At 40.1% G+C, this 25,661-nt stretch carries 18 protein-coding genes; 7 read left to right on the forward strand and 11 right to left on the reverse strand.

Going from position 1 to position 25,661, the window contains the following annotated elements; genetic code table 11:
• Both ACTJJG_RS12465 and ACTJJG_RS12470 read left to right on the forward strand, forming a co-directional pair.
• Nucleotides 1-3,570 (forward strand): DUF637 domain-containing protein (locus ACTJJG_RS12465; RefSeq protein WP_440608951.1); only part of this gene is annotated, 3,570 nt, incomplete at its 5' end.
• 14 nt (nt 3,571-3,584) lie between these two features.
• Entirely contained in the window at nt 3,585-4,475 is an 891-nt protein-coding gene (locus ACTJJG_RS12470; RefSeq protein WP_005077084.1) for a DUF6882 domain-containing protein, read from the forward strand.
• Between the two features lie 264 nt (nt 4,476-4,739).
• Here the strand turns inward: ACTJJG_RS12470 and ACTJJG_RS12475 are convergent, their stop codons facing one another.
• Entirely contained in the window at nt 4,740-6,200 is a 1,461-nt protein-coding gene (locus tag ACTJJG_RS12475; RefSeq protein WP_372552819.1) for a coniferyl aldehyde dehydrogenase, read from the reverse strand.
• A gap of 129 nt (nt 6,201-6,329) precedes the next feature.
• On the opposite strand from ACTJJG_RS12475, the gene ACTJJG_RS12480 reads away from it, so the two are divergent.
• The gene (locus ACTJJG_RS12480) at nt 6,330-7,400 is read left to right on the forward strand and encodes an AraC family transcriptional regulator (RefSeq protein WP_372552820.1); all 1,071 of its coding nucleotides are present in this window, start codon (nt 6,330-6,332) and stop codon (nt 7,398-7,400) included.
• A gap of 15 nt (nt 7,401-7,415) precedes the next feature.
• On the opposite strand, the gene ACTJJG_RS12485 is transcribed toward ACTJJG_RS12480, so the two are convergent.
• The 3 genes from ACTJJG_RS12485 to ACTJJG_RS12495 form a co-directional block, all read right to left on the reverse strand.
• A complete protein-coding gene (locus ACTJJG_RS12485; protein WP_372552821.1) occupies nt 7,416-8,312 on the reverse strand; it encodes a DMT family transporter in 897 nt (298 codons plus the stop codon).
• A 125-nt stretch (nt 8,313-8,437) separates the two neighbouring features.
• Complete coding sequence (gene garD / locus ACTJJG_RS12490; RefSeq protein ID WP_032056780.1) at nt 8,438-9,985, reverse strand: galactarate dehydratase; 1,548 nt, start codon at nt 9,983-9,985, stop codon at nt 8,438-8,440.
• A 70-nt stretch (nt 9,986-10,055) separates the two neighbouring features.
• Nucleotides 10,056-11,414: an MFS transporter gene (locus ACTJJG_RS12495; RefSeq protein WP_000369460.1), complete on the reverse strand. Its 1,359-nt coding sequence runs from the start codon at nt 11,412-11,414 to the stop codon at nt 10,056-10,058.
• Between the two features lie 285 nt (nt 11,415-11,699).
• On the opposite strand from ACTJJG_RS12495, the gene gudD reads away from it, so the two are divergent.
• The 4 genes from gudD to ACTJJG_RS12515 all read left to right on the forward strand — a co-directional run bounded on the left by gudD (nt 11,700) and on the right by ACTJJG_RS12515 (nt 16,784).
• Nucleotides 11,700-13,034, forward strand: a complete 1,335-nt coding sequence (gene gudD, locus ACTJJG_RS12500; RefSeq protein ID WP_045126603.1) for a glucarate dehydratase — start codon at nt 11,700-11,702, stop codon at nt 13,032-13,034.
• A 266-nt stretch (nt 13,035-13,300) separates the two neighbouring features.
• Entirely contained in the window at nt 13,301-14,212 is a 912-nt protein-coding gene (gene kdgD, locus ACTJJG_RS12505) for a 5-dehydro-4-deoxyglucarate dehydratase (RefSeq protein ID WP_009387806.1), read from the forward strand.
• Nucleotides 14,213-14,242: 30 nt separating this feature from the next.
• Nucleotides 14,243-15,829, forward strand: coding sequence for an aldehyde dehydrogenase (NADP(+)) (locus tag ACTJJG_RS12510; protein WP_440608952.1), 1,587 nt, complete (start codon nt 14,243-14,245; stop codon nt 15,827-15,829).
• A 241-nt stretch (nt 15,830-16,070) separates the two neighbouring features.
• On the forward strand, nt 16,071-16,784 hold the full coding sequence (locus ACTJJG_RS12515; protein WP_000092887.1) for a FadR/GntR family transcriptional regulator: 714 nt from the start codon (nt 16,071-16,073) through the stop codon (nt 16,782-16,784).
• Nucleotides 16,785-16,855: 71 nt separating this feature from the next.
• Here the strand turns inward: ACTJJG_RS12515 and ACTJJG_RS12520 are convergent, their stop codons facing one another.
• From ACTJJG_RS12520 to ACTJJG_RS12550, 7 genes are all read right to left on the reverse strand, one after another.
• Entirely contained in the window at nt 16,856-18,607 is a 1,752-nt protein-coding gene (locus tag ACTJJG_RS12520; RefSeq protein WP_032056776.1) for a tannase/feruloyl esterase family alpha/beta hydrolase, read from the reverse strand.
• A gap of 33 nt (nt 18,608-18,640) precedes the next feature.
• Entirely contained in the window at nt 18,641-19,030 is a 390-nt protein-coding gene (locus ACTJJG_RS12525; protein WP_032056775.1) for a PaaI family thioesterase, read from the reverse strand.
• Nucleotides 19,031-19,070: 40 nt separating this feature from the next.
• On the reverse strand, nt 19,071-19,607 hold the full coding sequence (locus tag ACTJJG_RS12530; RefSeq protein ID WP_032056774.1) for a DUF3237 domain-containing protein: 537 nt from the start codon (nt 19,605-19,607) through the stop codon (nt 19,071-19,073).
• A gap of 57 nt (nt 19,608-19,664) precedes the next feature.
• Entirely contained in the window at nt 19,665-20,915 is a 1,251-nt protein-coding gene (locus ACTJJG_RS12535) for an OprD family porin (protein ID WP_069119530.1), read from the reverse strand.
• A 79-nt stretch (nt 20,916-20,994) separates the two neighbouring features.
• Entirely contained in the window at nt 20,995-22,134 is a 1,140-nt protein-coding gene (locus ACTJJG_RS12540) for an acyl-CoA dehydrogenase family protein (protein WP_069119531.1), read from the reverse strand.
• Between the two features lie 75 nt (nt 22,135-22,209).
• Nucleotides 22,210-24,096 carry a feruloyl-CoA synthase gene (locus tag ACTJJG_RS12545; RefSeq protein WP_171072108.1) on the reverse strand — a complete coding sequence of 629 codons (1,887 nt, stop codon included), beginning with the start codon at nt 24,094-24,096 and terminating at the stop codon, nt 22,210-22,212.
• An 82-nt stretch (nt 24,097-24,178) separates the two neighbouring features.
• Nucleotides 24,179-25,630, reverse strand: a complete 1,452-nt coding sequence (locus tag ACTJJG_RS12550; RefSeq protein WP_032056770.1) for an aldehyde dehydrogenase — start codon at nt 25,628-25,630, stop codon at nt 24,179-24,181.
• Between the last annotated feature and the right edge of the window lie 31 nt (nt 25,631-25,661).

Here is a 25,661-nt window from a genome sequence, read left to right on the forward strand (position 1 = left end):
AATGGTGGTATCAATTTAGAGGGTGCTAAAGTTGATATTCAAGGTTCACAGTTAATAGCACAAAAAGATATTAAGATCGTTTCAAGTAAAGATGATGCGCTAATTGATGGAGTTAAAAATAATTTTTCTAGTTTACAAAAATTAAATTTAGCAAAAGATTATACTTTAAAAATAGAAGAAATGAATAAGGAACGTTTAAAGCTACAGTCACAAGATTATTTTAATGATTACTCTAATTTGGTGAAAAAATATCGCAATTATAATGATATGTTTCTTAAATATTGGGATTATGAACTTTTAGATCAAACCAAAAATAAAAATTCAGAAATATGGGTTAATGCATATAAAGAATATGAAAGAGATTTTAATGTATTTAAAGATAAGTATCCAATAAAAATAAATTATCCAGTTCCTGGGCAGCTTCCGTTCTTGCTTGGTGGAAATAATACTCCACTTGCTGTAGATTATGTTTTTGGTTTTAAATATGATAATGATTATATTAATGATGTCGAAAAAAATGAACTATTCTATAAGGAGAGTCTAAACGGATCTGAGCATGCTGAAACTAAGTTAACTTCAAAATCAGGAAATATAAATATTACTTCTGCTAAAGGTTTATCTATAAGTGGAGGAAATATTTCTGCTCAATTAGGACAAGTTAATTTAGAAGCAAGTGGTGTTTTAGCCGAACAGTATAAATCTTCAATTAGTAGTGGGGTTAATCAACCACCAAAATCATTAAATGCAAGTATTATTGTTGATGGTCATACAGATTTTTATGAGAAAGGTACTGAAAGTGAAGGGAATTATAGCTTCAGAACACTAGTCAGCCCTACCATTATTAATGGTGATAAAGGGGTTAACATAAGAACGGTGGGTAAAACCAAAGATGATAACTTGGTTTTACAAGCTACTGGTATTACTTCAAAAAATGGTGACGTAAAAATAGAATCAAATAAAAGTATTTTATTTGATGCAGCTATTGAGCAAAGCTATGATCTGACTACGACTACTGAAAAGAAAAAATCATGGGGTGGTTTAAAGAAAAAGTACATTACGACTGTTTCTGAAAATAATGACACAAATGCAGCTTCAGTTGATATTTCTGCAAAGAATATTTCTATTGAGACAAAGAAATTAGATCCATCTGTAGATGCTAAGACACCAGATAATAATATTGATATTTACTCTGGGCGCTTTACTGCCGAGGGCGGAACAATTTCGATTAAATCTGGCGGGAATCTTAACTTTTACACTGTGGAAGAATCTTCTAGCAGTACAGTAGATGTTACAAAGAAAACCTCATATTCTAAACTTATCTCACTTTTGGGCTCATCAAAAACTACTACTAATACAACACGAACACAGATTAGCGAATTACCTGCAAATTTAAAAGCAGATTATATTAATACGCAAGCGGTTGATAAGACGAAGCTTGTTGGAACAGAGTTTGAATATTTAAAAGGTGCAACGATTGAAACTGGAGGAACACTTGAATTAATAGCCGCTAAGACATCTATTACAGAGCTCTTAAAAAAAGAAAAAAGCTCATTAGCTTGGCAAGCGATGCAGGATAAAGGCTCAATTACTGAAACTGCTCAATTACCGAGTTTTAATGGACCAGTTTTACCTACCTTTAAAGCTGCAGGTGGTTTGAGTGTACAAGTTCCAATAAGTGAAAAAGACGTTAATAAGGTGGAGCTACGTGATGCGATTCTTGATTTATCTAAAAAACCAGGAAATGAATATTTAAAAGAATTAGTGAATCGAAAAGATGTAGATTGGCAAAAAGTTTTACTAACTCAAAAAGACTGGGACTATAAACAGCAAGGTCTTACAGCTGCTGGCGCTGCAATTATTGTGATTATTATAACGATTGTAACCATGGGTACAGGAACTGCTGCAGCGGCAGGAGCGGCTGGAGGAACAGCAGCAAGTGGGACTACAGTTGGTTTGGGCGCAAGTATGATTGGTTCAGCAGGCGTTACAACAGCAACAGTGGGAGGTGTAACCACAATTACAGGTGTTTCAACACTTGGTGCTATGGCAAATGCTGCTATTACAAGTTTAGCAACTCAAGCAGGTGTTAGCTTAATTAATAATGGCGGAGATATCGGTAAGACGCTTAAAGATTTAGGAAGTAAAGATTCAATTAAGAGTTTAGCAACATCTGTTGTTACAGCAGGAGTTTTAAGTAAAATTGCTTCAATTGATCAGATGAAAGCTTTGCAGGAAACTACTAAGTCTGGAGAATTCTTTACAAATTTATCAGGTAGAGTGGGACAAGCTTTAGTTAATTCTACTGTTAGTGCTAGTGTTGATACGGCAGTTAATGGAGGTAGTCTAAGTGAAAAATTAAGTGCAAGTCTTGTGGCAGGATTGAGTGTAGCATTACAAGGTTCTTTAGCTGGAGAAATTGGTGAAAATCTTGATCTTGGTAGTAAAGAACTTTCTGACCAAATTTTGCATAAACTAGCTCATGCTGCAGCTGGTTGTATTGCTAGTTCATTACAAGAAAAATGCGAAGCTGGAGCGATTGGGGCGGTAGTTGGGGAAATGGTTGCTGGATCGTTTGATATGGAACCTGAAAATGACGGAGATTATAGTCAAGCTCAGCTAAATAAAGTTAGAAATGTTGGCCAATTGATTTCGGGTGTAGTTGCTGCTTCAGCAGGATATGATGTAACTGTTGCTTCGCAATCCGCATCAACTGCTATAGAAAACAATTGGGGTAAAGTACTTTCATCTACTGGTAAAGCTGCCTATAAGATTTTTAAAAAAGCTACTGAATTACAAAAAGCTGGCAAGAACTTAAATGATACCAATGTTTGGAAGGATATTTTAAAAGATACTGCTACAGGTGAATATCAAGATATGTTGAATTCTTTTAAAACAGCATTTAGTGCTGGTTCAACTCCTCTTGAAAGAACTTGGGCATTAATTGATCTTGCAACTGGAATTGATAAAAAAGATGTCAAGATTGTTCAGGATCTTCTTAAAGATAGGAATACTATTGCGAAGCGTTTACCAAATATTAAAAACGGTCAATTTTTTGATGATAAAAAAATAGAGGAACTTGTAAATCGGGGGGATGTTAAAAAAATTCATCAAATAGATGTGGGAGCAAAAGGTGGCTGGGCTAAGCAAGCCAATGGGAAGCTTGAAGCAAATTCAGCTTATTTGTTACCTAATGGTGCTGCATACGTTACCGATAATAGCGGGAATGTTAAAGAGGTTACTGCCAATTTAAGAAATATTTTAATGGATCGAAATAATTATCAACAAAGTATTGCTGGTAAAAGTGGTATTTCAGGAGATCAAGGAGGGCATTTAATAGCTGCATCTCTTGGTGGTTCAGGGGATCGTATTAATTTAGTTCCTATGGCCAAAACATTAAATAACGGTAGTTGGAAAGCTATGGAAAGTGAGTTAGCAAATGCGGTTAAACTAGGCAAGGATGTAAATATGAAAGTTGCAGTAGGTTATCCCACTGGCAGTAGTAGACCTAATAAATTTATAGTAACTGCTACTATTAATGGAAAATCCACTAATTATCAATTTTCACAGTAATAGGGATTAAATGAATGTACAAATTATTAAGTTCCGATATAGAATTATTTAAAAAGCAATCTTTAATTTTTGTTAAAAATAGGCCATGGGATTCAATTGTTACAAAAATTGGCATGTTTATTCACTCTTCTAAGTTTGAGCAATTTATTGTTTTTGATGGAAATATAGATGAAACAGGGGATATATATGCAGATGGAGAAGATCCCTTTAATAGTATTTCTAGTAGTTTGTGTGATAGGGCTATTGAAATTCAGAAAGAGAATTATATAAGAACAAAAGAAATAATTTGGGGTATTACTTTTACTTTGCATTTTGATGGAGAAATAAAAGTTGAGTATAATCCAAGAATACCTGAATGGTATGAGGGTAATCCTACGATTGACCTTGAAGAAGAAATTAAAAAAGAAACCTTAACAGATAGTAATACTCAGTCGAATACATATCAAGATGGTGTCAAAAGCTTAAATATTCAATCTATTTATCTAGCATGTCGTAAAGAGTTAGAGCTAAAGACTTTAAAAGCATCAAATGATTGGGGTATGAATATTGTAGATGAGTGGGATATTGATCTTGTTATAGGGGGCATAACATTTAATATTGGTGATCGACAAGAGTTTTTTGAAATTAATGTGATAGGAACTTATGATGAGAGAAACCAAACATTTATGTGGGCATGGGAACATCCTTCTATTCCACAGGATCTGCAAGAAGTGGCTTTAATTGTTAAAAAGTACGGAGAACAATATGAAATTGCTGAGTTACAACAACAATTAGTTTATTGTAGTGAAGAAGAAGCATGGAACTTTACTGCTTTAGCAGCACATTTGGCAAAAGCTGATGGAGCATATCGAGGTAAAGTGAATGGTAATTGGATTTATATTGTTTTTAAAAATGACAGTCAATAAACTTTGATGATTAGTTGTAGACAATTATTTATTTAAATATAGATATTTTATTAGTATTAAAAAAAGCTTGGTAATCCAAGCTTTTTTTAATTATGTACCATTTTATTGACTACTGTAATAGGAACAGTATAGCTATTACTCATACTAGGTTTTGGTACTAAAAATTCTGAATTGGTCTATAAGTAATTGGGATATAACTCTATTGCATTAATCAATTCTATAATTAACCAAAAAGCCTCATTACGAGGCTTTCTTTTATATTCTTTATTTAATACTTGGATCGCCTTTTTTCAAGAAAAAGCGAATCGCTAATTTTTGTAGGAATGTTCCATAAGGAGGGTGGAAAAGCTGAGTTGGGAAGAACCGATGGCGAATAAAAACAGTTTTTGCATGTGAAAGTTCGCGGAAACCTTCTTCGCCATGATATGACCCCATACCTGAGTTGCCGATACCCCCGAAAGGAGCATCATGGTTAACTACATGCCAACCCCAGTCATTGATGGTTACACCGCCCGAATGAGTTTCACGTAAAATACGATCACGTTCTACTGAGCTATGTGTAAAGCAATAAAGGGCTAAAGGTCGTTCGTCCGATTTCACGTAGGTAATTGCATCATCTAAAGAATCATAAGCCACCACAGGTAAAATAGGGCCAAAGAGTTCTTCTTTCATAATGCGCATATCTGGCGTGCAATTCAGCACAATCTGTACAGGCATCCTACGACCTTGTTGATCAAAGCTATAAGTATCACAAGGAATAACGCGTGCACCTTTTGCTTGTGCATCGGTCAAAATATCTTGAATACGTTTTAAATGGCGGTCATTTACAATCGATGTGTAATTTTCATTGTCCGTGATGTTTTGACCAAACATTTTTATAAAGCTGGATTTCGCAGCTTCAACAAATTCATCAATACTTTCTTTTGGAACCAACGCATAGTCAGGCGCTACACAAATTTGACCGCTATTGGTTGCTTTACCATGCGTAATACGTTTTGCAGCATCGGCAAGCGGGTAGTTGCGGCTTACAATTGCAGGTGATTTACCGCCTAATTCGAGTGTCACAGGCGTTAGATTTTCAGCCGCCGCTCGCATGACGACCTTGCCAATGGCAGGAGAGCCAGTGAAGACAATATGGTTAAATGGCAAAGTGGTGAATCTTGCTGGGTCTGTAATTTCTTCACCAAATACGGCCACTTCATCTTCATTAAAGACTTCAGCCAGCATGCGTCGAAGCATTGCATTGGTATTCGGTGTAATTTCAGGCAGTTTAATCATGACTCGATTGCCCGCAGCTAATGCGGCAATGAGTGGGCCAAGAGCCAAATAAACTGGGAAATTCCAAGGTACAATGACACCAACCACGCCTTTAGGTTGGTATTGCACACTTAAACGGTTTGATAAAAATAAAAGCTCGGTACGGCGTTTGCTTGGGCGCATCCAGCGGCGTAAATGATGAATCGCATGATCAGCTTCCAACACAGAACCAAGCAAATCTAATAGCTTAGATTCATCAAGTGATCTTGAACTAAAATCAGAATTAATCGCAGCAGCTAAAGCATCTTGATAACGGATAATTTGTTTTTTAAGTTGATGCAGTTTTGTGCGACGTGCTTCAAGACTTGGATAGGGATCTGCCTCAAAATTGGCACGTTGTTTGGAAAAAATAAGTTCCATATGTTCAGTGGCAGAGCCACTATATTCTTTTAAGGTGGACTGTTCCATTATTATTCCTTCCATACTTTTGCTTATCATACTTTATGCTTGAAGCGTCGTATGGTCGATGTTAAATTGAGACAACAAGAGGTAGTTTAGTGCCATTATGCACGTCACTCTAGGGATGGTGTGAGTTAAATGCCTAAAAATCTTTATAAAAATGCAAATAGTGTTATTGAAGGAAATTATGATAATACATCCTTAGGTGCCAATACATATTTGCTGGGTTTGACCAGTTTATTTGATGAAATGGGTTTGCAAGGCCATTCAATATCAGATGTTTTATCTGGCACAAATATTTCGCCAGATGCGATGAATCAATCCTCTTTATATATTTCCCAAGTCCAAAAAATTCAGCTATTTCAAAATATTCAAAAGCTATCACATGATCCACTCATTGGTCTGCGCGCAGGGCAAAAGCAGCGATTGTCAGATTTTGGAGTGTATGGCTATGCGTTATATTCCTCACGTAATTTTAGACAAGCGGTAGAGCTTGGCATTCGACACATTAAGCTTGCAGGGCCTATTTTAAAGAAGTCTTTTTATATTCGAGATGATGTTGCCGTTTTTGAAGGGCAGGACATTATTGCACTTGGTAAGCTTCTGCCTTTGGTATGCGAGTTTTGGTTTAGCTCCATGCAAACCTTAATTGAACGAGTACTTGAAGGACCATTTCAAGCGAAGAAGCTTTTATTACCATACCCAGCGCCTGACTATGCAGAAGAATATGAAAAAGTGTTTCATTGTCCCGTTCAGTTTAATGCTGGGGTGATGCAATGGCATTTTGATTTAAAGTGGCTCGACGTACCTTGCCCAAATGCCAACCCGATTACTGCGGACATGTGTAAGTCGTTTTGTGAGCGGATGCTAGGCGCTGCTGAACTTGAAGAGCCTGAGTTGGTGAAAACGATTCGTTTAATACTATTGGATGGAACAGGGCTTTTTCCATCAGCTCAAGAAATGGCTGAACGCTTACATATATCAAAGCGGACTTTACATCGGCGTTTGGTAGGTTTTGATTTAACCTATCAAGAATTGTTAGATGAAACTCGGCGCCGTCTTGCCGATGAATATTTACGAGAGACAACTTTAACCATAGATGAAATTGCTGAGAGAATTGGCTTTTCAGATACTTCTAACTTTCGAAAAGCCTACCGTCACTGGACAGGCATTTCACCAAATGAGTATCGAATACAGTACCTAAATTAGATTAAGGTTTGTTTGTTATTTAAATCGAGAGAGTAATTTTTTCTGCAAAAATGGATTACAGAGCAAAATCGCAAATAAAATAATAAATATGCCGATAATGCTGAATAGATCAGGTAATTCATGCCAAAAAACAAATCCCCAAATTCCTGCAAAAATAATGGCAATGTAGTTCATTGGGCCAATTTGGCCAGCTGGGGCTAGGCTATAAGCATAAGACATAAAAAGTTGGCTTATATTTGCTAAAAGTCCTGCGGCAATGAGTAATGCTAGTTCATGCCAAGTGAAAATACGCCAATGCCAAAACATTGGAATAGAGGAAATTAAACTACCGAAAACACAGAAGTAAAAAACGATACGCTCAGGCGGCTCTGTATTGGTTAAAGCTCTTACGGTGACAAAGGCCATTGCTGATAAAAAGCATGCACCCAAGCCAATAAAAGATAATGCGTTAAATAGACCTTGATCGGGTTTAGCGACAAATAAAACTCCAATGAGCCCAATCACAGCGGCAAAAATCATCGATTTGGTAATTTTTTCTTTTAAGAAAAGCCATGCAATCAGTGGAATAAAGATAGGAGATGAATAACTAAAAACCATGGCATTTGAGAGTTTTAAGTTCGCAATGGCATAGAAAAAACCATACATGGCGGCTAGCCCGACAATACTTCGCCAAGTATGCATCCAGAGTTTATCGGTTTTAATAAAGTCTAAACCTTGTTTAAAGAGCATCGGAATGAAAATAAATAAACCTACTGCATTTCTAAAAAACACGACGGTCGCATTGTCTACCGTTTCTGAAGCAAAACGAATGCATACTCCCATAATGGAAAATAATAATGCCGATGTCATAAGACAAAGCAGCGCTTTTCCAAGTTGAGTTGAGGGGAGATTTGAAGCAGTCTGATTTTGCATAGAGAAATAGAGTTCTTAATTTTCGATGTTATTTTAGCAGCGATGTTAAGTTTTAGTGAAATGTGTCGTAATTAAGATGGGAAATGTGAAAAGATGAGGTGATATGCCTCATCTTTTAAACCTTATTAGGTCACGGGTGCAGGGTTAAATACAGCGAGTGAGTTATGAATACCCCAACGGTCCGACCACGTTTGTTTTTCGCCACTAGCCACTTGTAAAATCAGTTCAAAAAGTTCCCAGCCCACTTCTTCAATAGTTTTCTTTCCAATCGCAATATCGCCAGCACTGATATCAATCAGGTCATACCAACGGTTTGCAATATTGTTTCGGCTTGCCATTTTAATGACAGGTACGGCTGCCAGCCCGTAGGGTGTACCACGACCTGTGGTAAAGACTTGAACAGTAATACCAGATGCCATTTGCTGCGTACCACAGATAAAGTCACTCGAAGGGGTGGCCGCAAAAATTAACCCCTTTTTTGTCGGTCTTTGGCCCGGTGCGAGAACTTCTACAATCGGTGAGCGGCCTGATTTTGCAATTGATCCCATCGCTTTTTCTACAATGTTATTCAGTCCACCTTTTTTATTACCCGGTGTGGTATTGGCACTTCGGTCTACTTGGCCTGCTGCTAAATAGTCATCGTACCATTTCATTTCCCGAATTAGATCTTTGGCAACTTGTTCATTTGCTGCACGTGGAGTAAGTAGGTGAATACCATCGCGGACTTCCGTAACTTCAGAGAACATGACTGTACCGCCACATTGCACAATCAAGTCAGCTGCGAAACCAACGGCAGGGTTAGAGGTAACTCCCGAAAATGCATCACTCCCACCACATTGCATGCCTACAACTAAATTAGAAACTGGAACTTCTTCTCGAGTACGTTGATTAAGCTTTTCAAGGTGTTGTTCTGCCACGGTTAAAATATGATTCACCATACTTTCAAAACCGTTGTGGCGTTCATCTTGTAACTGAATAATATCTTCGTTTGCTAGGGGAATATATTTGTTTTCTTTAGGAATATTTAAAAGTCGTTCGGGTTGCATTTTTTCGCAGCCCAGACTCACCACCATAATTTCTCCACCAAAATTAGGGTTGAGTGCAAGGTTATGTATGGTACGAATAGGAACAATTGCAGCGGGTGCATCAATTGCCACACCACAGCCATATAAGTGATTTAATCCAACTACTCCATCTACATTTGAATATTTAGGAAGTAAATCACGTTCAATAATCTTAACGACATAATCGACAATACCCTCTACACAGTTAACACTGGTCGTGATACCTAAAATATTTTTTGTGCCGACGCTGCCATCCTTATTTTTATAACCTTTAAATGTATATCCGGTCAGTGGAGGAAGCTTGGGGGCGGGGCGAGTTGCTAACTCAAGATCATCTAGCTCAGGCGCCTCTGGCATTTGGGTAACAGCTTCATTCACCCAAGAACCTGCGGGTAAATCTTTGTTGGCATAGCCAATGATTTCGCCATAACGAACAATTGCTTCACCTTGCTTTAACGGCTCCAATAAAACCTTATGTCCTTGTGGTACTTCATCAACCAAGATGAGTTGGTATTCTTCAATATATGTCGAGGATGGTAAGCCACCGTCATTGACCACAATGGCTACATTATCGAGAGGACTGATTCTTATTAGGAGAGGCTTCAGCATGATCGTTCCTTGTATACATTTGAAGAGAGGCCATAACGCTTAATGTGTTTAAGCGTTATGGTGTAAAGGTTTAAGAAGTAGGTTTTAATTCGAAGCGCTGAATTTTACCGACAATAACGGTATAGCAAATGACAGCTGCGATGGCATGTATACCGACATAAGTTAATGCAAGGTTGAAAGAGCCTGTACTTGCCAAGATATAGCCGATCACAATTGGGGTCACGATTCCTGCCGTATTACCAAATGCATTCATCATTCCACCTGATAAACCAACCATTTCTTTTGGGGCAACGTCAGACATCACTGCCCAGCCTAAAGAGCCGATTCCTTTACCGAAGAATGATAAGGACATAAAGAATACAATTGCTGCTTGAGAATCTACGTAATTACATAAAATAATTGAAGTTGAAACCAAGAAGCCGACTACGATAGGGAGCTTTCTCGAAAAGCTTAAGCTGTAATTCATTCGAATTAATTTATCTGAAATTAAGCCACCTAAAATTCCGCCTACAAAGCCACAGAGTGCTGGTGCAACCGCCGCAAAACCCGCTTCTAAAATGCTGAGATGTCTTTCTTTGACAAGGTAAACAGGGAACCAAGTCAAGAAAAAATAGGTCAGTGTATTTACACAATATTGGCCAATAAAAATACCGAGCATCATACGTGAAGCAAGAAGTTGTTTAACTTTACTCCAAGTAATTTTCTCTTTTTTAGCGTTTTGGCTGTTTTCGCCCATATCGAGTAAAGCACCTTCTGAAGCAATGTATTTTACTTCTTCAGGATTGACTGTTGGATGATTGGTCGGGCTATAAATGACCTTGAGCCAGATAAAGGAAAGAATGATTCCTAAACCACCCATGACCCAGAAAATAGACTGCCAGTGGACGGTTGCAACAAGCCAGCCCATGAGGGGAGCGAAAAGTACGGTCGAGAAATAAGAGGATGAGTTAAAAATGGCAGCGGCAGTTCCACGTTCTTTGGTTGGAAACCATGCAGCAGCAATTTTACTGTTACCCGGAAAAGCAGGTGACTCAGACAGACCGACTAAAAATCTGAGTATAAAGAGTGAAGTAATGATGGTCGCAGTATCACCTAAAATGTCGGTAAAACCGATTAAAACAGTGAACAAAGACCATAAAAACAGGCTCCAGAAATATACACGGCGAGCACCAAACTTATCGAGTAGCCAGCCGCCTGGAATTTGACCAATCACATAGGCCCATGCAAAGGCCGAGAAAATATATCCCATAGTGACTGAGTCAATTCCCAGTTCATGAGACATTGGCGTTGCTGCCATTGAGAGAGTTGCACGATCACCGTAATTAAAAGCCGTGACCAAAAAAATCATCGCAAGAATGTAGTAGCGAGTTTTTGTATGTTTGGCTCTTTGCTGAGTCACTACAGCAATATTTGTTTGCAGATTATCCATATACAAACTCTTTTTAATAATCGACCTATTTGCATATCCGTGAAATAGGTGACGTCATGTCAAATTCATCGATAGAATAGATGATAAAACGGAATTTTGTATCTACTCTATAGTCCTAGTTCTAAAACCGCGTCTTTAGATGTATGACATCATATGATTAAAAATATTATTTTGGCAAGTAGGGTCAAAAAATAATTTTTATGCGGGTTTATATTGACAAGTTGTCTGATGTCTTATAAGTTTTGGTAATGAAAAAATAGTATCAGAATGCCAAGGAGTATTTTAATGGCGACCTCTACACCTATCGTTAAATCAATTCGAGCAATTCCTGTTGCTGGACATGACAGCATGCTGCTCAATTTGAGTGGTGCTCATGGACCTTATTTCACTCGTAATATACTTATTATCGAAGATAATTCTGGAAATATTGGTGTAGGTGAAATTCCGGGTGGAGAAAAAATTTTAGCGACGTTAAATGATGCTAAAGCCTTGGTAGAAGGGCAACCGATTGGCGAATATAAAAATCTACTTAAAAAAATTCAGCAAACTTTTGCTGATCGTGATAGTGGTGGCCGAGGCAATCAAACCTTTGATTTACGCATCACAATTCATGTTGTAACGGCTTATGAGTCAGCATTACTTGATTTGCTTGGCAAGCATTTAAATGTGAATGTCGCAAGCTTACTAGGTGAAGGCCAGCAACGTAGTGAAGTTGAAGTTTTAGGATATTTATTCTTTATCGGTGACCGAAAACAGACTTCATTAGACTATGCGACTACACCTCAGCATAACCATGACTGGTATAAAGTCCGTCATGAAAAAGCGTTAACACCCGAGGCAGTACAGCGTTTAGCAGAAGCATCTTATGACCGTTATGGTTTTAAAGACTTTAAATTAAAAGGTGGTGTATTACAGGGCGAGCAAGAAGCCGAAGCTGTTACAGCTATCGCGCGCCGTTTTCCAGAAGCGCGTGTAACGCTTGATCCAAACGGAGCATGGTTTTTAGATGAAGCAATTGCTTTGGGTAAACATTTAAAAGGTGTGCTGGCCTATGCGGAAGACCCGTGTGGTGCAGAACAAGGTTATTCAAGCCGTGAAATTATGGCCGAGTTTAAACGTGCAACAGGTTTACCCACTGCGACCAATATGATTGCTACGGACTGGCGTGAAATGTCGCATAGTATCCAATTGCAAGCTGTTGATATTCCTTTGGCTGATCCACATTTTTGGACATTGGAAGGTTCGGTTCGAGTTTCACAGCTCTGCAATATGTATAACTTAACGTGGGGTTCGCATTCTAATAATCACTTTGATATTTCACTTGCCATGTTTACCCATGTTGCTGCCGCTGCGGTAGGTAAGGTAACGGCAATTGATACGCACTGGATTTGGCAAGAAGGTACAGATCAGCTCACTAAAGCACCGCTTGAAATTAAAGACGGTAAAATTCAGGTGCCAACAGCACCGGGACTTGGGGTTGAGCTGGACTGGGATAGAATTAATCAAGCCCATGAACTGTATAAATTAAAAGGTTTAGGGGCTCGTAATGATGCCGATGCGATGCAATTTTTAATACCAAATTGGTCATTTAATAATAAAAAGCCGTGTTTGGTTCGTTAATGTTTTACCGATATCTTTGAAAAATTCGCTTTTTGAGTTTTCTTAATGCTTTGCTGTCCATATGGGCAGCTTTTTTTATGTCTAACGATTAGTCCTAATATTGAGAGTTTTTAAAGATGTTTTATAAAACAATAGGTTAAATTATTTTAGATAATGAACTTTGATCTTTTTAAAAAATTTAATTTTTCAGAGGAAAAATATATTGATTAAAATAAAATTTATGATGTAAGATGTCTGACAACATAAACATGTATGGATATTTTCTAATGGATGCTCTTGAGTTAAAAAACATTGTTTCTGATGGCCTTCTTTCTTTTCCGGTTACTGACTTTGACCAAAATGGGGACTTTAACAAATCTTCTTATGCAAAACGTCTTGAATGGTTAGCGCCTTATGGTGCAAGTGCATTATTTGCTGCGGGTGGTACAGGCGAGTTTTTCTCGTTAACTGGAAGTGAATACTCTGACGTGATTAAAACAGCTGTCGATACTTGTAAAGGTAGTGTACCGATTATTGCTGGGGCAGGTGGTCCGACACGTCAGGCGATTGAACAGGCAAAAGAAGCAGAGCGCTTAGGTGCACACGGTATTTTGTTAATGCCGCATTACCTAACTGAAGCAAGCCAAGAAGGTTTGATCGAACACGTTAAGCAAGTATGTAACTCAGTAGACTTTGGTGTAATTTTTTATAACCGTAGCGTTTCAAGATTAAATCTCGATTCAATCCAAAAGTTAGCCGAGATGTGCCCGAACTTAATCGGCTTTAAAGACAGCTCTGGTCAAATCGATATGATGACGGCAGTGACTCAGACTATGGGTGACCGTTTGTCGTATTTAGGTGGTTTACCAACAGCAGAAGTTTTTGCAGCGCCATATAAAGCCTTAGGTTGCCCAGTTTATTCATCAGCTGTATTTAACTTTATTCCAAAGACTGCAATGGAGTTTTATAACGCGCTTCGCAGTGATGACTTTGAAACAACCAATCGTTTGATTAAAGATTTCTTCTTGCCACTGATTAAAATTCGCGACCGTAAATCAGGTTATGCAGTAAGCATGATTAAAGCAGGTGCCAAAATTGTTGGGCATGATGCAGGTCCAGTGCGTCCGCCATTAAGTGATTTAACTCAAGCAGACTATGAAGATTTGGCTGCGCTCATTGCGACACTTGGTCCGCAATAATTCTAACTGTTTAGGTATTGGAGCTTTAAAATGAGTAAAAATAACGGTCGGCAGTTTATTAATGGTCAACGTGTTGCTGCAAATGCGCCAGCCCTAGAAAGTATAGCTGCAAAAGACTATCAGCCAACAGGTTATGTATTTAGTCAGGCGACCCTTGAAGAAGTGGATCAAGCTGCTCAAGCTGCACATAACGCTTTTTTAGTTTATAGCCAAACTTCTCAAGAGCAACGAGCCTCTTTTCTTGAAGAAATTGCTCGCCAAATTGAAGCATTAGGTGCGAACCTGCAAGAAGTCGCTTCACTTGAAACAGGCTTACCACTTGCTCGTCTTCAAGGAGAAACAGGCCGTGTTACTGGTCAGCTTCGACTGTTTGCTGAACTTTTACGCCGTGGCGATTTTTATGGTGCTCGTATTGATGTGGCATTACCAGAACGTAAGCCCTTGCCGCGTGTCGATTTGCGTCAATATAAAGTTGGGGTAGGACCGGTTGCTGTGTTTGGCGCGAGTAATTTCCCACTTGCATTTTCAACAGCTGGCGGTGATACCGTAGCTGCTTTAGCAGCAGGGTGTCCGGTTGTCTTTAAAGCACACTCTGGTCATATGGCAACTGCTGAGCTTGTTGCAGAAGCCATTGAACAAGCAATCGAAGTTTGCGATATGCCTAAAGGCACATTCAATATGATTTTTGGTGGCCGTATTGGCGCAAACTTGGTAGAACATCCACTGATTCAGGCAGCTGGTTTTACGGGTTCTCTTGAAGGCGGAATGGCACTTTATAACCTTGCGCAGAGCCGTACTCAGCCAATTCCATTCTTTGCTGAAATGTCGAGTGTGAACCCTGTAGTGGTTTTATCTCAAGCGCTGAATTCTCGTGGTGAACAAATCGCACAAGATACGGTTGCCTCATTTAATATGGGATGTGGCCAGTTCTGTACAAAACCAGGGTTAATTTTAGGCGTACAAGGTCCTGAATTTGACAGTTTCGTAGCAGCTTTAGCTGAAAGCACGCAAAAAGCTGTGCCTCAGGTCATGTTGAATGAAGGAACTTTAAAAAGCTACCGTCAAGGTATTGATGCTCTAAACAGCGAAGCTGGTTTTGAAGTTATTGCGACAGGACAAGAGGCCGAGCTAGTTTCTCAAGCAAAAGCACATCTGTTTAAAGCGGATCAATCTGTTTTATTGTCAGGCAACCCAAAACTACAACATGAAGTTTTCGGGCCAATGTCGATTGTGATTGGCGTAGAGGATGAAGCGACTTTGTTAAAAGGGATCGGGGCTTTAGGTGGACAGCTTACGGCAACGATTATTGGTGATGAAAATGAGTTGTCCAAAGCAGGCGAACTTCTTCATTTGCTAACCGGTAAAGCTGGCCGTGTATTGTTTAACGGTTTCCCGACAGGAGTTGAAGTGTCTGATGCAATGGTGCATGGTGGTCCTTTCCCTGCAACGAGTGATGCACGCGGAACTTCGGTGGGTACGGGAGCGATTGAGCGTTTCTTGCGTCCGGTATGTTTCCAAAATACACCACAAGTTTTATTACCCGATGCATTAAAAGATAGTAATCCACTACAGATTACTCGTCTGGTCAATGGGCAATTAACTCAGGCTCAAATTTAAAAGTTGTGCAGCTCAATCAACGCTATTGAGCTGCATATTTTTTAACTTATTCAACGCATTATTAAATATCAACAGAAGCATAAGTTGCTTACTTTTTAAATATGTGTGAGGGTTTGATAACAGAGATAAAATATTTTGATTTTAATAACTTAGAGGTATAAAAACCGAATATGACTATCGTCTAAGTTTATAGTAAAATGAATTTTCTAATTTTTTCAACATTTCATGAGTTCTTCAGATTATGTCTAGCGCAATTAAACCTAGATCAACAAAAAAACTAAGCCAGATTATTGTGGAACAACTGATCGAAAAAATTCAGTCTGGAGACTTCCAAGTCGGAGAGAAAATTCCGACCGAACTTGAATTAATTGAAACTTTTGAAGTAAGCCGTTCTGTTATTCGTGAAGCCATCACTGAGTTGCGTTCTTTAGGGTTTGTCGAGACTCGTCACGGGATTGGTACTTTTGTAAAAGAGCAGACGGTTGAACAGAATTTTTTGCTGTCTAATGCCAGTTTAGAAACCATTAACGATATTGTTTCTTTACTTGAGCTCCGAATTAGCCTTGAGTCAGAAGCTGTTTTTTTAGCCTCTGAGCGCCGTAAGCAAATCCACATCGATAAAATGAAAGCTGCGCTTGAAGACTTTGAACGTCATATTTCATCAGATGCAAATGATGGCACAGTAAAAGCTGATTATGATTTCCATATTGCCATTGCTGAAGCTTCTGAAAACCAATATTTCGTTGATTTTTTGAAGTATCTGGGTGAAAAAATTATTCCACGTGCACGTGTTAAATCTATTGAGCAAAGTCCTGAAAATCGCGAAGAATATTTAAAAGCGGTTCACCATGATCATGTCAATATTTATAACGCAATTGTCGATCAGGATGGTTTGTTGGCTAGACAAATGATGCGAGCTCATTTGTCTAAAAGTATTAAAAAGTTTAAGCAGTAAAGCTTGAGCTAAGATTAAGAAAAAAATAAAAAAGAGAGCCTGTTTAGCTCTCTTTTTTATTTTATAGGGTGTTATTTACAGCTAAAGTTTTCAGCTTTCTCACTATCACCTTGACCATTGTAACGGGCGATCAGTGGGTAAGGGCAAAGTGGACGGGTGCGGTCTGGTGCCCAGTCTTGTGGAAGCTCAGTATTTACTTGACCACTTGGGTTACCTGCGCCGCGTGCGGTCGCAATGATTTTGTCAGGTGCTTGTCCATATTCCACCCAGTTGACTAAAGCAGTCAGCGCATCAAATTGGTCGGTCGCAATACCATCACGGGTATGGTTCATACCCGGAACTCTAAAGAAACGTGCGAAGTCAGGTGCTGTACCTTTTGCATCATTTTTATAGTGTTGCAGCAGTTGATCGTACCAATTTTGAGTGTCATCTACAGAGAAAACGCCGTCTGCTGTGCCTTGTACCACAATCATTTTTCCACCGTGATTACGGAGTTTATCTAGATTGAGTTCATCAGGTGGCATCATGAATGACATCGAACTTTCTGTGTACACATCATTGGTTGCTGAGAGTTTTGGATAGTCGGTATCGAAGTTAAAATTAAAGGCAAATTGTCTAGAATTTTGAGTCACAGTTGGGTCTGGTGGAACCTGAAAAAGAATGCCGACTGCAACGGGGTCACGTGTTGTTCCCACCGAAGATTCGAATTTCCAGCTTGCCCAGTTACTGCCGACTAAACCGGGGTCGAAAGGCTGGGTTGCATAGAGCGCTTGTCCAGCCGAATTTATAGGACCACGGTAAATGTTGGCTAATACATCAATTTGTTCGGTACTTAAACAAGTACCATCTCTTGTGCTTGAGCAAACAGGTACATCTTTGTGAATATCAAAAGCCGTACGGCAAGCCTCAACATCTTGGACCAAGCCATCTGCAACACCGTCTAAAGCATCGCATCGATCTAAAATCGCTTTTGCTAAAACTTTACGCTCTGAAAGAGTTAGAGCAGTACTTAGATCATTTTCATCTGTTGCGACACGACGAAGCTGCTGTGCCGTGTAGAGTTGAGCTGCGGCTGCACGAGGTAGGTGAAAACCTGGTGTGCTTGCTAAAATTCCATCATATTGGTCGCCCAAACGGGTTGCGGCAATCATGGCATGACGCCCGCCGTTCGATGTACCGCCTGCATAGGAGCGGTCTGGTAATTTACCATAGGCGGCTTTAATTAGGTTTTTTGCCATAGGCGTGAGTTTGGTAATTGCACCATATCCATAGTTAATTCTGGCTTGAGGGTCTAAACCGAACATTGGATTTTGTGAGGCATTATGTCCGGCATCGGAAGAAATAACAGCAAAACCATCATGTAGAGCATTGGTGAGTGGTCCACCGCTACCAACCTGACCCGTTGCAGGAACTAAATTACCATCGGTTCCACCATTGCCTTGATAGAGAAAACGACCATTCCAGTCTATTGGTAAGCGCATTTCAAAACCAATTTGATAGGTTTGTCCATCGACTGGGCTTACCCGTTGATCCATATAACCTTTGACTAAACAATGAGCGCCAATCGGTTTGTTGGCTACAGTCAATGTGCCTGCTTCTTGAAGGGTAGCTGAGCTAATGACCGTATTGTTGTATTGAAATCCAAGTAAGTTCGTACAGCTTCCTGTCATTTTTACGCCCACAGCAGGAGACAGCTGCGGTGGTTTGGTTGTTGAGGGAACCGTTGTGTCATCATTATCACTTCCACAGCCTGTCAAAGCACCAAGCATGGCAAGTACTAAAGCGGAGTGGGTCAAAATTCGTTTATTGTTGGTGTAATTCATTTATTCATATCCTTATTGAATGAATGGTTGTAATTAATCTAAAACCAAAAAATTAGCTGTGCTTCGTGCGAGCATTTTGTTGTTTTGCCAAGCTTCACTTTCGAGATTCAGTACAGTTTTACCTTGTTTAATGAATCGGCATTTTGTAATGACTTCACCCACAGCACAGGGCCTTAAAAAATCCATCGTTAAGTTAATGGTGGTGGCTGGTTTATGGTCATTGGCGAGATATGCAAAAAGGCCCATTACATCATCAAGCATCGCGCAGATCATGCCGCCTTCAACAGTGCCGCGTGGATTGGTAAAGCTTTCTAGCGCTGTGTAGTGGATGGTGAGTTCAGTGTTTTTGTCATTCCAATGAATATTGTGTCCACCCAAATGATGATGGATAGGCGGTAAGTGTTCTAAAGTTTTTTGATCCATAATGAAGGGTCCATCCTTTTTGTAGGTGTTATAAAAATTATTATTTCAGCGTATAGGCATCATAAATAACCGCTTTGCCCAAACGCATTGCACTACCTACCGCAACGGTCTGGTTAAGCCATGAGTATTTAGGTGAGCTGGTTTCAAACTGCATGGTAATTTTGAAATAGTAATTTTTCGGGTCGACATCTTTGCCTTGAGCAAGCTGTTTTAGTGTTTCTGCCGAGCCATGTCGGTAACCTTTGGTTTGAAGATAAATGAGAGCACCGTCATCGGTTTCTAACAAATATCGCGTATCAATAATGGCCAGCCCTTTACTGTCGACAATTTGCCAATCTGCACCATTATTTAAAATGCGGCCCTTAAGTGATTTCCCTTCAAATATCCCACCTGTAATGGGAATAATTCGGCGTTTACCTGCGTCACTGGTTGTGCCTAATTCCCAAACAGGCGCATTTAAATCAACACTGAATTTTGCTAAAGGCTCAAGCTGAATGGATGGTGGGCTATATTGAGTTTCGGCATGAGACAGGGCAATCAGAATCATTCCACAGAGTAGTGTTACAACTTTCTTCATGATGAATTTCCCGAAATAAAAAGAGGTTCTATGTGCGACAGAACCTCTCGTTTTGAATTATTTAAATTTCCATGTGTAGTCGATGTTGAGACGGGTTTCGTTTACAGGTTTGATATTGGCTGTAGAGAGCATGTTGTTGTCATAAATGGCGTAGCGTGCGCGTAACCCTAGATTTTTTAACCAGCCACTTTGAACGGTGTAGCCTAAATCAAAGTCTGTTTCGCGTTCTTTTAGATTGGTTCCACCTAAGTTGGATGCATAAATATTGTGACCTGTGGTGTAACGAGTCATAAAACGTAAACCCGGTACATAATCTTTAAAGTCATATTCATAACGGAAGCTATAGGCTTTTTCTTTTGGGTTTAAAAACTCGCCCGGCCATGTATCAATAAGAAGTCCAGTTTCACCGCCAGTCAAATATGGAAAGGCGGTGTCACCATGATGTTGGAAGGTTCCAAAAATAAATTTATGGTTTTGATGTTTGAGTTCGAAATGCGCATGATAGAGGTCATTATCTACTAAGCCTGCTTTTGCTTGTCCATCATCGCGGCTGCGGTAGTAACGTAATTGAGAGCTAAAATTAGTGGTGTCATTAATTTTGTGTTGGTGTAAAGCACCGACCATGGTTTGGTTATAAAGATCATCAACATCCATGTAGAAAGCGGTGAGTTTGAGTGCAGGATTAAACTGATAGTTTCCACCTAAATAATAAAGCCCATCAGTTTCGGCACTTTTAAATCGTCCATTCACCCCAGAAATTTTAATTTTTTCATAGTTGGTCGAATCCCGATGATTCACTTTGTCGAGATAGGCTGCCTGTAAATCAAAATCTTTAATATCTTTGCTGGTTAGTGAAATTCCTCGATAAGTTTGAGGAAGTAGACGCGCGGGTGAAGCTACTAAAACAGGATTCATTGGCATGAGCGTACCGATGCGTAGCTCGGTCTGGCTCATTTTCGCTTTTGCTGTGATCCCAATCTCGCCATAAGAGTCAGCAGGTTCATTGGTACGCGTGTCTCTAGGTAAGTTTCCTGTACCTCCGTGTTTGGCATCGGCATCGAGTTTAAAACCTGCCGTTGCAAGCACATCCAGCCCGAAACCGACAGTCCCTTCGGTATAACCTGAATTGGCTTTAAGAATAAACCCTTGTGTCCAGTCCTTGGCAGCAGGGTAAGCGGATTGCTCTTGGTAGTCGCGGTCAAAATAGAAATTTCGTGTGGTGAGTTCTACTGAACTATTATCAATAAAACTGCCAGCCCACACTGAACCAGAGAGCATAAGGGTAGAGTACATCCATAATTTCGACATAGCATTTCTTCCTGAAATATCATTTTTTGTTTTCAACAAGGCATAGTTGTTGTGTGCCTTATTCGGTTTTTAAATCGAATTATTTTCCGAGCAGTTCTCGGGCCACGATTTCTTTCATAATTTCATTGGTTCCCCCATAAATTTTTTGTACTCGTGCATCCACAAAAAAACGTGAAATCGGATATTCCTGCATGTAACCGTAGCCACCAAAAAGCTGAAGTAATTGATCAATCACTTCACATTGAACATCGGTAATAAAGCATTTCAATGCGGCAACTTGAGTGACGCTTAACTGGTGTTGTTGATACAGCGCTGCACATTGATCTACAAAAGCTTGAGCGGCTTTTGCTTTGATTTGAGCGTTTGCCAGCACAAAGCGTGTGTTTTGCATTTGGCTTAAAGGTTGTCCGAAAGCTTTACGCTCCAGCACATAGTCTTTAGTAATTTCAATGGCGCCTAAAATTGACCCCAACGCCATCATGGAAATACTCAAACGTTCACGCGGTAACTCTTGCATTAAATAAGCAAAGCCTTGTCCTTCTTCACCTAAACGCTGAGTTGCAGGCACACAGACATCATCAAAAAATAGTTCGGCTGTATCTTGAGCATGTAGCCCGATTTTTTGTAATGAACGACCTTTTTTAACGCCGTCTAACGCAGCGTCGACTAAAAAAATCGAAATGCCTTTTGCTTTGGCTTGCGGATCGGTTTTTGCTACCAGAATGATCAGATCGGCATGCAAACCATTTGAGATAAACGTTTTTGAACCATTCACACGATAATGATCATTTTCTAAAATGGCTTGAGTGCGTATGGCCTGTAAGTCTGAACCAGCATTCGCTTCGGTCATGGCAATTGCAGTGACGACTTCACCTGTCACCATTTTCGGTAACCAATAACGTTTTTGCGCTTCAGTTCCAATATTTTGCAGGTAAGGAGAGACCAACTCATTTTGCCCACCAATGGCAACCGCCAAAGATGCAAAACCAGCTTGAGCAGTTTCTTGAACCAGCATGAGTGAGTAATGAACAGGAGCACCATAGCCGCCATATTCCTCGGGCACATCAACACACAAAAAGCCATTTTCCCCAAGACGAAGCCATAGATCACGTGGGATAAGGCCATCGTGTTCCCACTGTTCGTAATACGGGGCAACCTGTTCTTTTAAGAACCTGCGATAGCTGTCCCGGAATAGTTCAAATTCTGTATCGTGTGGCATGTTGAACCTTTTTTTAGGCAAAAGTGAGGCCAAGGCCCAAACCGAAGTTTGAGCTTCCTTTTTTATTTCAATTGCTTATTGCTTTAAGGTGGGTACCCGAATAATCAGTGGGTTTTCGGCCTGTTTTTGATAAAGCTCATCAATTAAAGCGGCACGACGTTTCGTAATACTGCTTTGATTGAGATTGCCTTTATCGGTTACTTCACCGGCATCTAACTGAGGTGGTTCGGTCATTAAATAAAGCATTGAGACTGTATTTGAACTGCCAGTCGCATCTTTATTAAAGGTCGTTAAAAATTGGCGGAACCATTGCTGGACTTTAGGATGCTGTAATATCTCTGTTGCAGAATGATCACCAAGCTTAAGACCTGCATATTGAGCACAAGCTTCTAATTTTGGAAAAATCAGAAAACCAACAGCATTCAGGTTTGAACCAGTAATACAAACATCTTGAATCAGTAAATTACCTTGAATGAGCACTTTGTTGCGTAATGTGCCGACATTCACAAAAGTACCTGTGTTGAGTTTAAAGTCTTCGGCAATTCGTCCGTCGTACATCAGACCTTTAGTTGGATCATTGATGTCGACTAAACGCACAGCATCACCCGTATGGAAAAAGCCTTCATCGTCAAAAACAGTGCTTTGCTGGTCTGCCTTTAGACGCCAATAGCCTTTCATGACGTGTTTGCCACGAACGCAAAACTCAAGTTTGTCACCACATGGAACTAGCTTAATTTCGCATCCCGGAGCAGGGTAACCAATAAAACCAGCCATCACGCGTGGACCAGTGGTAAAAGCACAAGAGGGAGCAGTTTCGGTCATGCCCAATCCGCTCATGATGCGGATTTTTTCTCCGCAATGTTGCTGAGCAATTTTATCGAGTCTGTTCCAGCCCGCTTCTGAGAGCGCAGCACCTGCAAAGAATAAAATTTTAACTTTGGCAAAAAAGCGGTCTCTTAATTCTTCATCTTTTTCTAAAGCTTCGGTGAGTTCTTCCCAACCTTTTGGCACATTTAAATAAACGGTTGGAGAAATTTCTTTGAGATTACGAATGGTTTCATCAAATTTTCCTGCAATGGGTTTGCCATCATCAATGTAAATGGTACCGCCGTTATAGAGTGCGATGCCGACATTGTGACTGCCGCCAAATGTGTGGTGCCAAGACAGCCAGTCGAGTAGGACAGGCGGCGTTTCTTCAAACTCAGGGAAAGTCTGCAATAACATTTGCTGATTAACACACAACATTAAATGTGTGGTCGGTACAGCTTTAGGTAATTTGGTTGAACCTGACGTAAATAAGAACTTGGCAATTTGGTTTTCATCAAGGGTTTGATAAAACTCTTGGACATTTGAAACAGGCGTATCTAAAAGCGATTGAAAAGATGTGCAGATCTGATCGCCCACAATGCCTTTATTGGTCACCACTTCAATATCAGGCGTAATACATGCCTGAATCGCTTTGGCAAAAGCTTGTCCATCGCTGGCATAGACCATACCAGGTGTAAGCACTTCAAACACATGTTTGAGTTTGCCAAAGTCTTGAGAAATCAGAGAGTAGGCAGGGGAAATAGCTGAGAAAGGTACACCCGCCAACATGGCAGCCATAGACAGTGTTAAATGTTCGAGATCATTACCACTTAAAATGACCAGAGGTCTTTCTTGGCTTAAATTACGATCATGCAAAGCTTGAGCAATGTGCCATGCACGTTGTAAAACTTCTGCATAACTCAGTTTGACCCATTCACCTTGAGCATTGCGTTTTGCTGCAAAAATATGGTCTGGTTTAGTTTGTGCAAAATGAATTAAACGATCTGTCAGTTTTTGTGGATACGGTTTTAATTGCTCTTTTGGGCTGATATAGAGCGTGTCATCTTTATGGTGATAATGAATATCATGTTGCCCTAATTTTACGAACCGTTCGCGGTCTTGTGATTGAGTGGCATTCATTTGCATTTCTTTCACTCCATGGAAAGCGCATCACTGCGCTTTATTTTTTTGCATCATGCAATTTTTATTTAATATGTCGGTATTCGCATTAGCCTGACTAAATCGGGTAATGACGTGATTGGGTTTGAATGGTAATCCAGCGTAGTTCGGTAAATTCGGCAACAGAGACTTTACTACCAAAACGTCCGTAACCACTCGATTTTGTTCCGCCAAATGGCATTTGAGCTTCGTCATGTACGGTTGCGCCGTTAATATGACAAATACCCGAATCAATCTGTTTAGCGACTTCTAATGCCTGCGAAATATTCTGGCTAAACACTGCCGAAGACAGACCAAACTCGCTGTCATTTGCCAGTGCTACGCCTTCTTCAATGCTTGAAAAACGTTGAACTGTGCATACAGGTCCAAATGATTCTTCGCGGTAAAGCAGCATGTCAGGTTTAATATTGAGCACCAGTGTCGGTTGCATGGTGGTATCTTCAATATGAATACCTAAAGGTAAGTCAGCACCTTTGTTTTGGGCATCTTCCAGCAAATGCTGAATACGGTTTGCAGCACGGCGACTTTCTAAAACACCGAGTACATTATCTTTTGAGGTTGGATTACCTGCCTGAATAGAGCGAGTTTTCTCAATCAGCTTTTCAATAAACTGGTCGGCAATTTTGTCTTGAACCAAAACACGTTCGGTCGACATACATATTTGCCCTTGATTAAAGAATGCTCCAAAAGCAACTGCATTTACGGCTTCATTAATGTCAGCTTCATTTAAAACCACAACAGGGGCTTTACCACCGAGTTCGAGTAAAACAGGTTTTAAATATTTGGCAGCAGTCTCGGCAATAATTTTTCCGACTTTGGTTGAACCCGTAAAATTAATACGCTTCACGGCTGGGTGAGACACTAAACGCTCCACGATTTGTGGTGCATCTTCAGCGGCATGCGTAATTACATTCACCACACCTTCGCCAAGACCTGCTTCATGTAACACTTCACCAATTAAACGATGTGTTGCTGGGCAGGCTTCCGATGCTTTTAATACAACGGTGTTGCCACAAGCCAAAGGCATAGCAAGCGCACGTGTTGCCAAAATGACAGGGGCGTTCCAAGGTGCAATGCCTACAATCACACCACAAGGAACCCGCACACCCATTGCAAGATTGCCCGGCACATCTGACGGAATCAGACTTCCGTCAATTTGTGTGGTCATGGCTGCGGCTTCACGTAACATGTTGGCAGCAAGATGAACGTTAAACCCATACCATGTTGCAGTTGAACCTGTTTCTTGCATTCCAGTTTCAATGAATTGCTCGGTTTTTTGGTCCATTAAATCGGCTGCTTTTAATAAGCGTAAGCGACGTTCGGTAGGCGAGAGTTTCGACCATACTTTAAAAGCTTGTTGTGCCGATTCGATTGCACGGTCAACATCTTCCAGTGTTGCGGCAGCAGCTTTACTGGCCACTGATCCATCAATTGGGCTAATACGCTCAAAAGTTGCCTGATTTGATGCATCAACAGATCGACCGTGAATAAGTAACTGTACATTTTGCATGGGTTGTGTCCTTACATTGCCATTAAAGTAT

Origin of the sequence: Acinetobacter sp. 22512, from assembly GCF_052044755.1 — a bacterium.
GTDB classification, from domain to species: Bacteria; Pseudomonadota; Gammaproteobacteria; order Pseudomonadales; family Moraxellaceae; genus Acinetobacter; species Acinetobacter pittii.

Bases quoted from the DNA above. Each gene is read 5' to 3' on its own strand.
- ACTJJG_RS12550 (WP_032056770.1), bottom strand. From the start codon at position 25,630: ATGCAAAATGTACAGTTACTTATTCACGGTCGATCTGTTGATGCATCA.
- ACTJJG_RS12480 (WP_372552820.1), top strand. From the start codon at position 6,330: ATGCCTAAAAATCTTTATAAAAATGCAAATAGTGTTATTGAAGGAAAT.
- ACTJJG_RS12515 (WP_000092887.1), top strand. From the start codon at position 16,071: ATGTCTAGCGCAATTAAACCTAGATCAACAAAAAAACTAAGCCAGATT.
- ACTJJG_RS12495 (WP_000369460.1), bottom strand. From the start codon at position 11,414: ATGGATAATCTGCAAACAAATATTGCTGTAGTGACTCAGCAAAGAGCC.
- ACTJJG_RS12475 (WP_372552819.1), bottom strand. From the start codon at position 6,200: ATGGAACAGTCCACCTTAAAAGAATATAGTGGCTCTGCCACTGAACAT.
- ACTJJG_RS12525 (WP_032056775.1), bottom strand. From the start codon at position 19,030: ATGGATCAAAAAACTTTAGAACACTTACCGCCTATCCATCATCATTTG.
- ACTJJG_RS12530 (WP_032056774.1), bottom strand. From the start codon at position 19,607: ATGAAGAAAGTTGTAACACTACTCTGTGGAATGATTCTGATTGCCCTG.
- garD (WP_032056780.1), bottom strand. From the start codon at position 9,985: ATGCTGAAGCCTCTCCTAATAAGAATCAGTCCTCTCGATAATGTAGCC.
- kdgD (WP_009387806.1), top strand. From the start codon at position 13,301: ATGGATGCTCTTGAGTTAAAAAACATTGTTTCTGATGGCCTTCTTTCT.
- gudD (WP_045126603.1), top strand. From the start codon at position 11,700: ATGGCGACCTCTACACCTATCGTTAAATCAATTCGAGCAATTCCTGTT.
- ACTJJG_RS12510 (WP_440608952.1), top strand. From the start codon at position 14,243: ATGAGTAAAAATAACGGTCGGCAGTTTATTAATGGTCAACGTGTTGCT.
- ACTJJG_RS12540 (WP_069119531.1), bottom strand. From the start codon at position 22,134: ATGCCACACGATACAGAATTTGAACTATTCCGGGACAGCTATCGCAGG.
- ACTJJG_RS12485 (WP_372552821.1), bottom strand. From the start codon at position 8,312: ATGCAAAATCAGACTGCTTCAAATCTCCCCTCAACTCAACTTGGAAAA.
- ACTJJG_RS12520 (WP_032056776.1), bottom strand. From the start codon at position 18,607: ATGAATTACACCAACAATAAACGAATTTTGACCCACTCCGCTTTAGTA.
- ACTJJG_RS12535 (WP_069119530.1), bottom strand. From the start codon at position 20,915: ATGTCGAAATTATGGATGTACTCTACCCTTATGCTCTCTGGTTCAGTG.
- ACTJJG_RS12470 (WP_005077084.1), top strand. From the start codon at position 3,585: ATGTACAAATTATTAAGTTCCGATATAGAATTATTTAAAAAGCAATCT.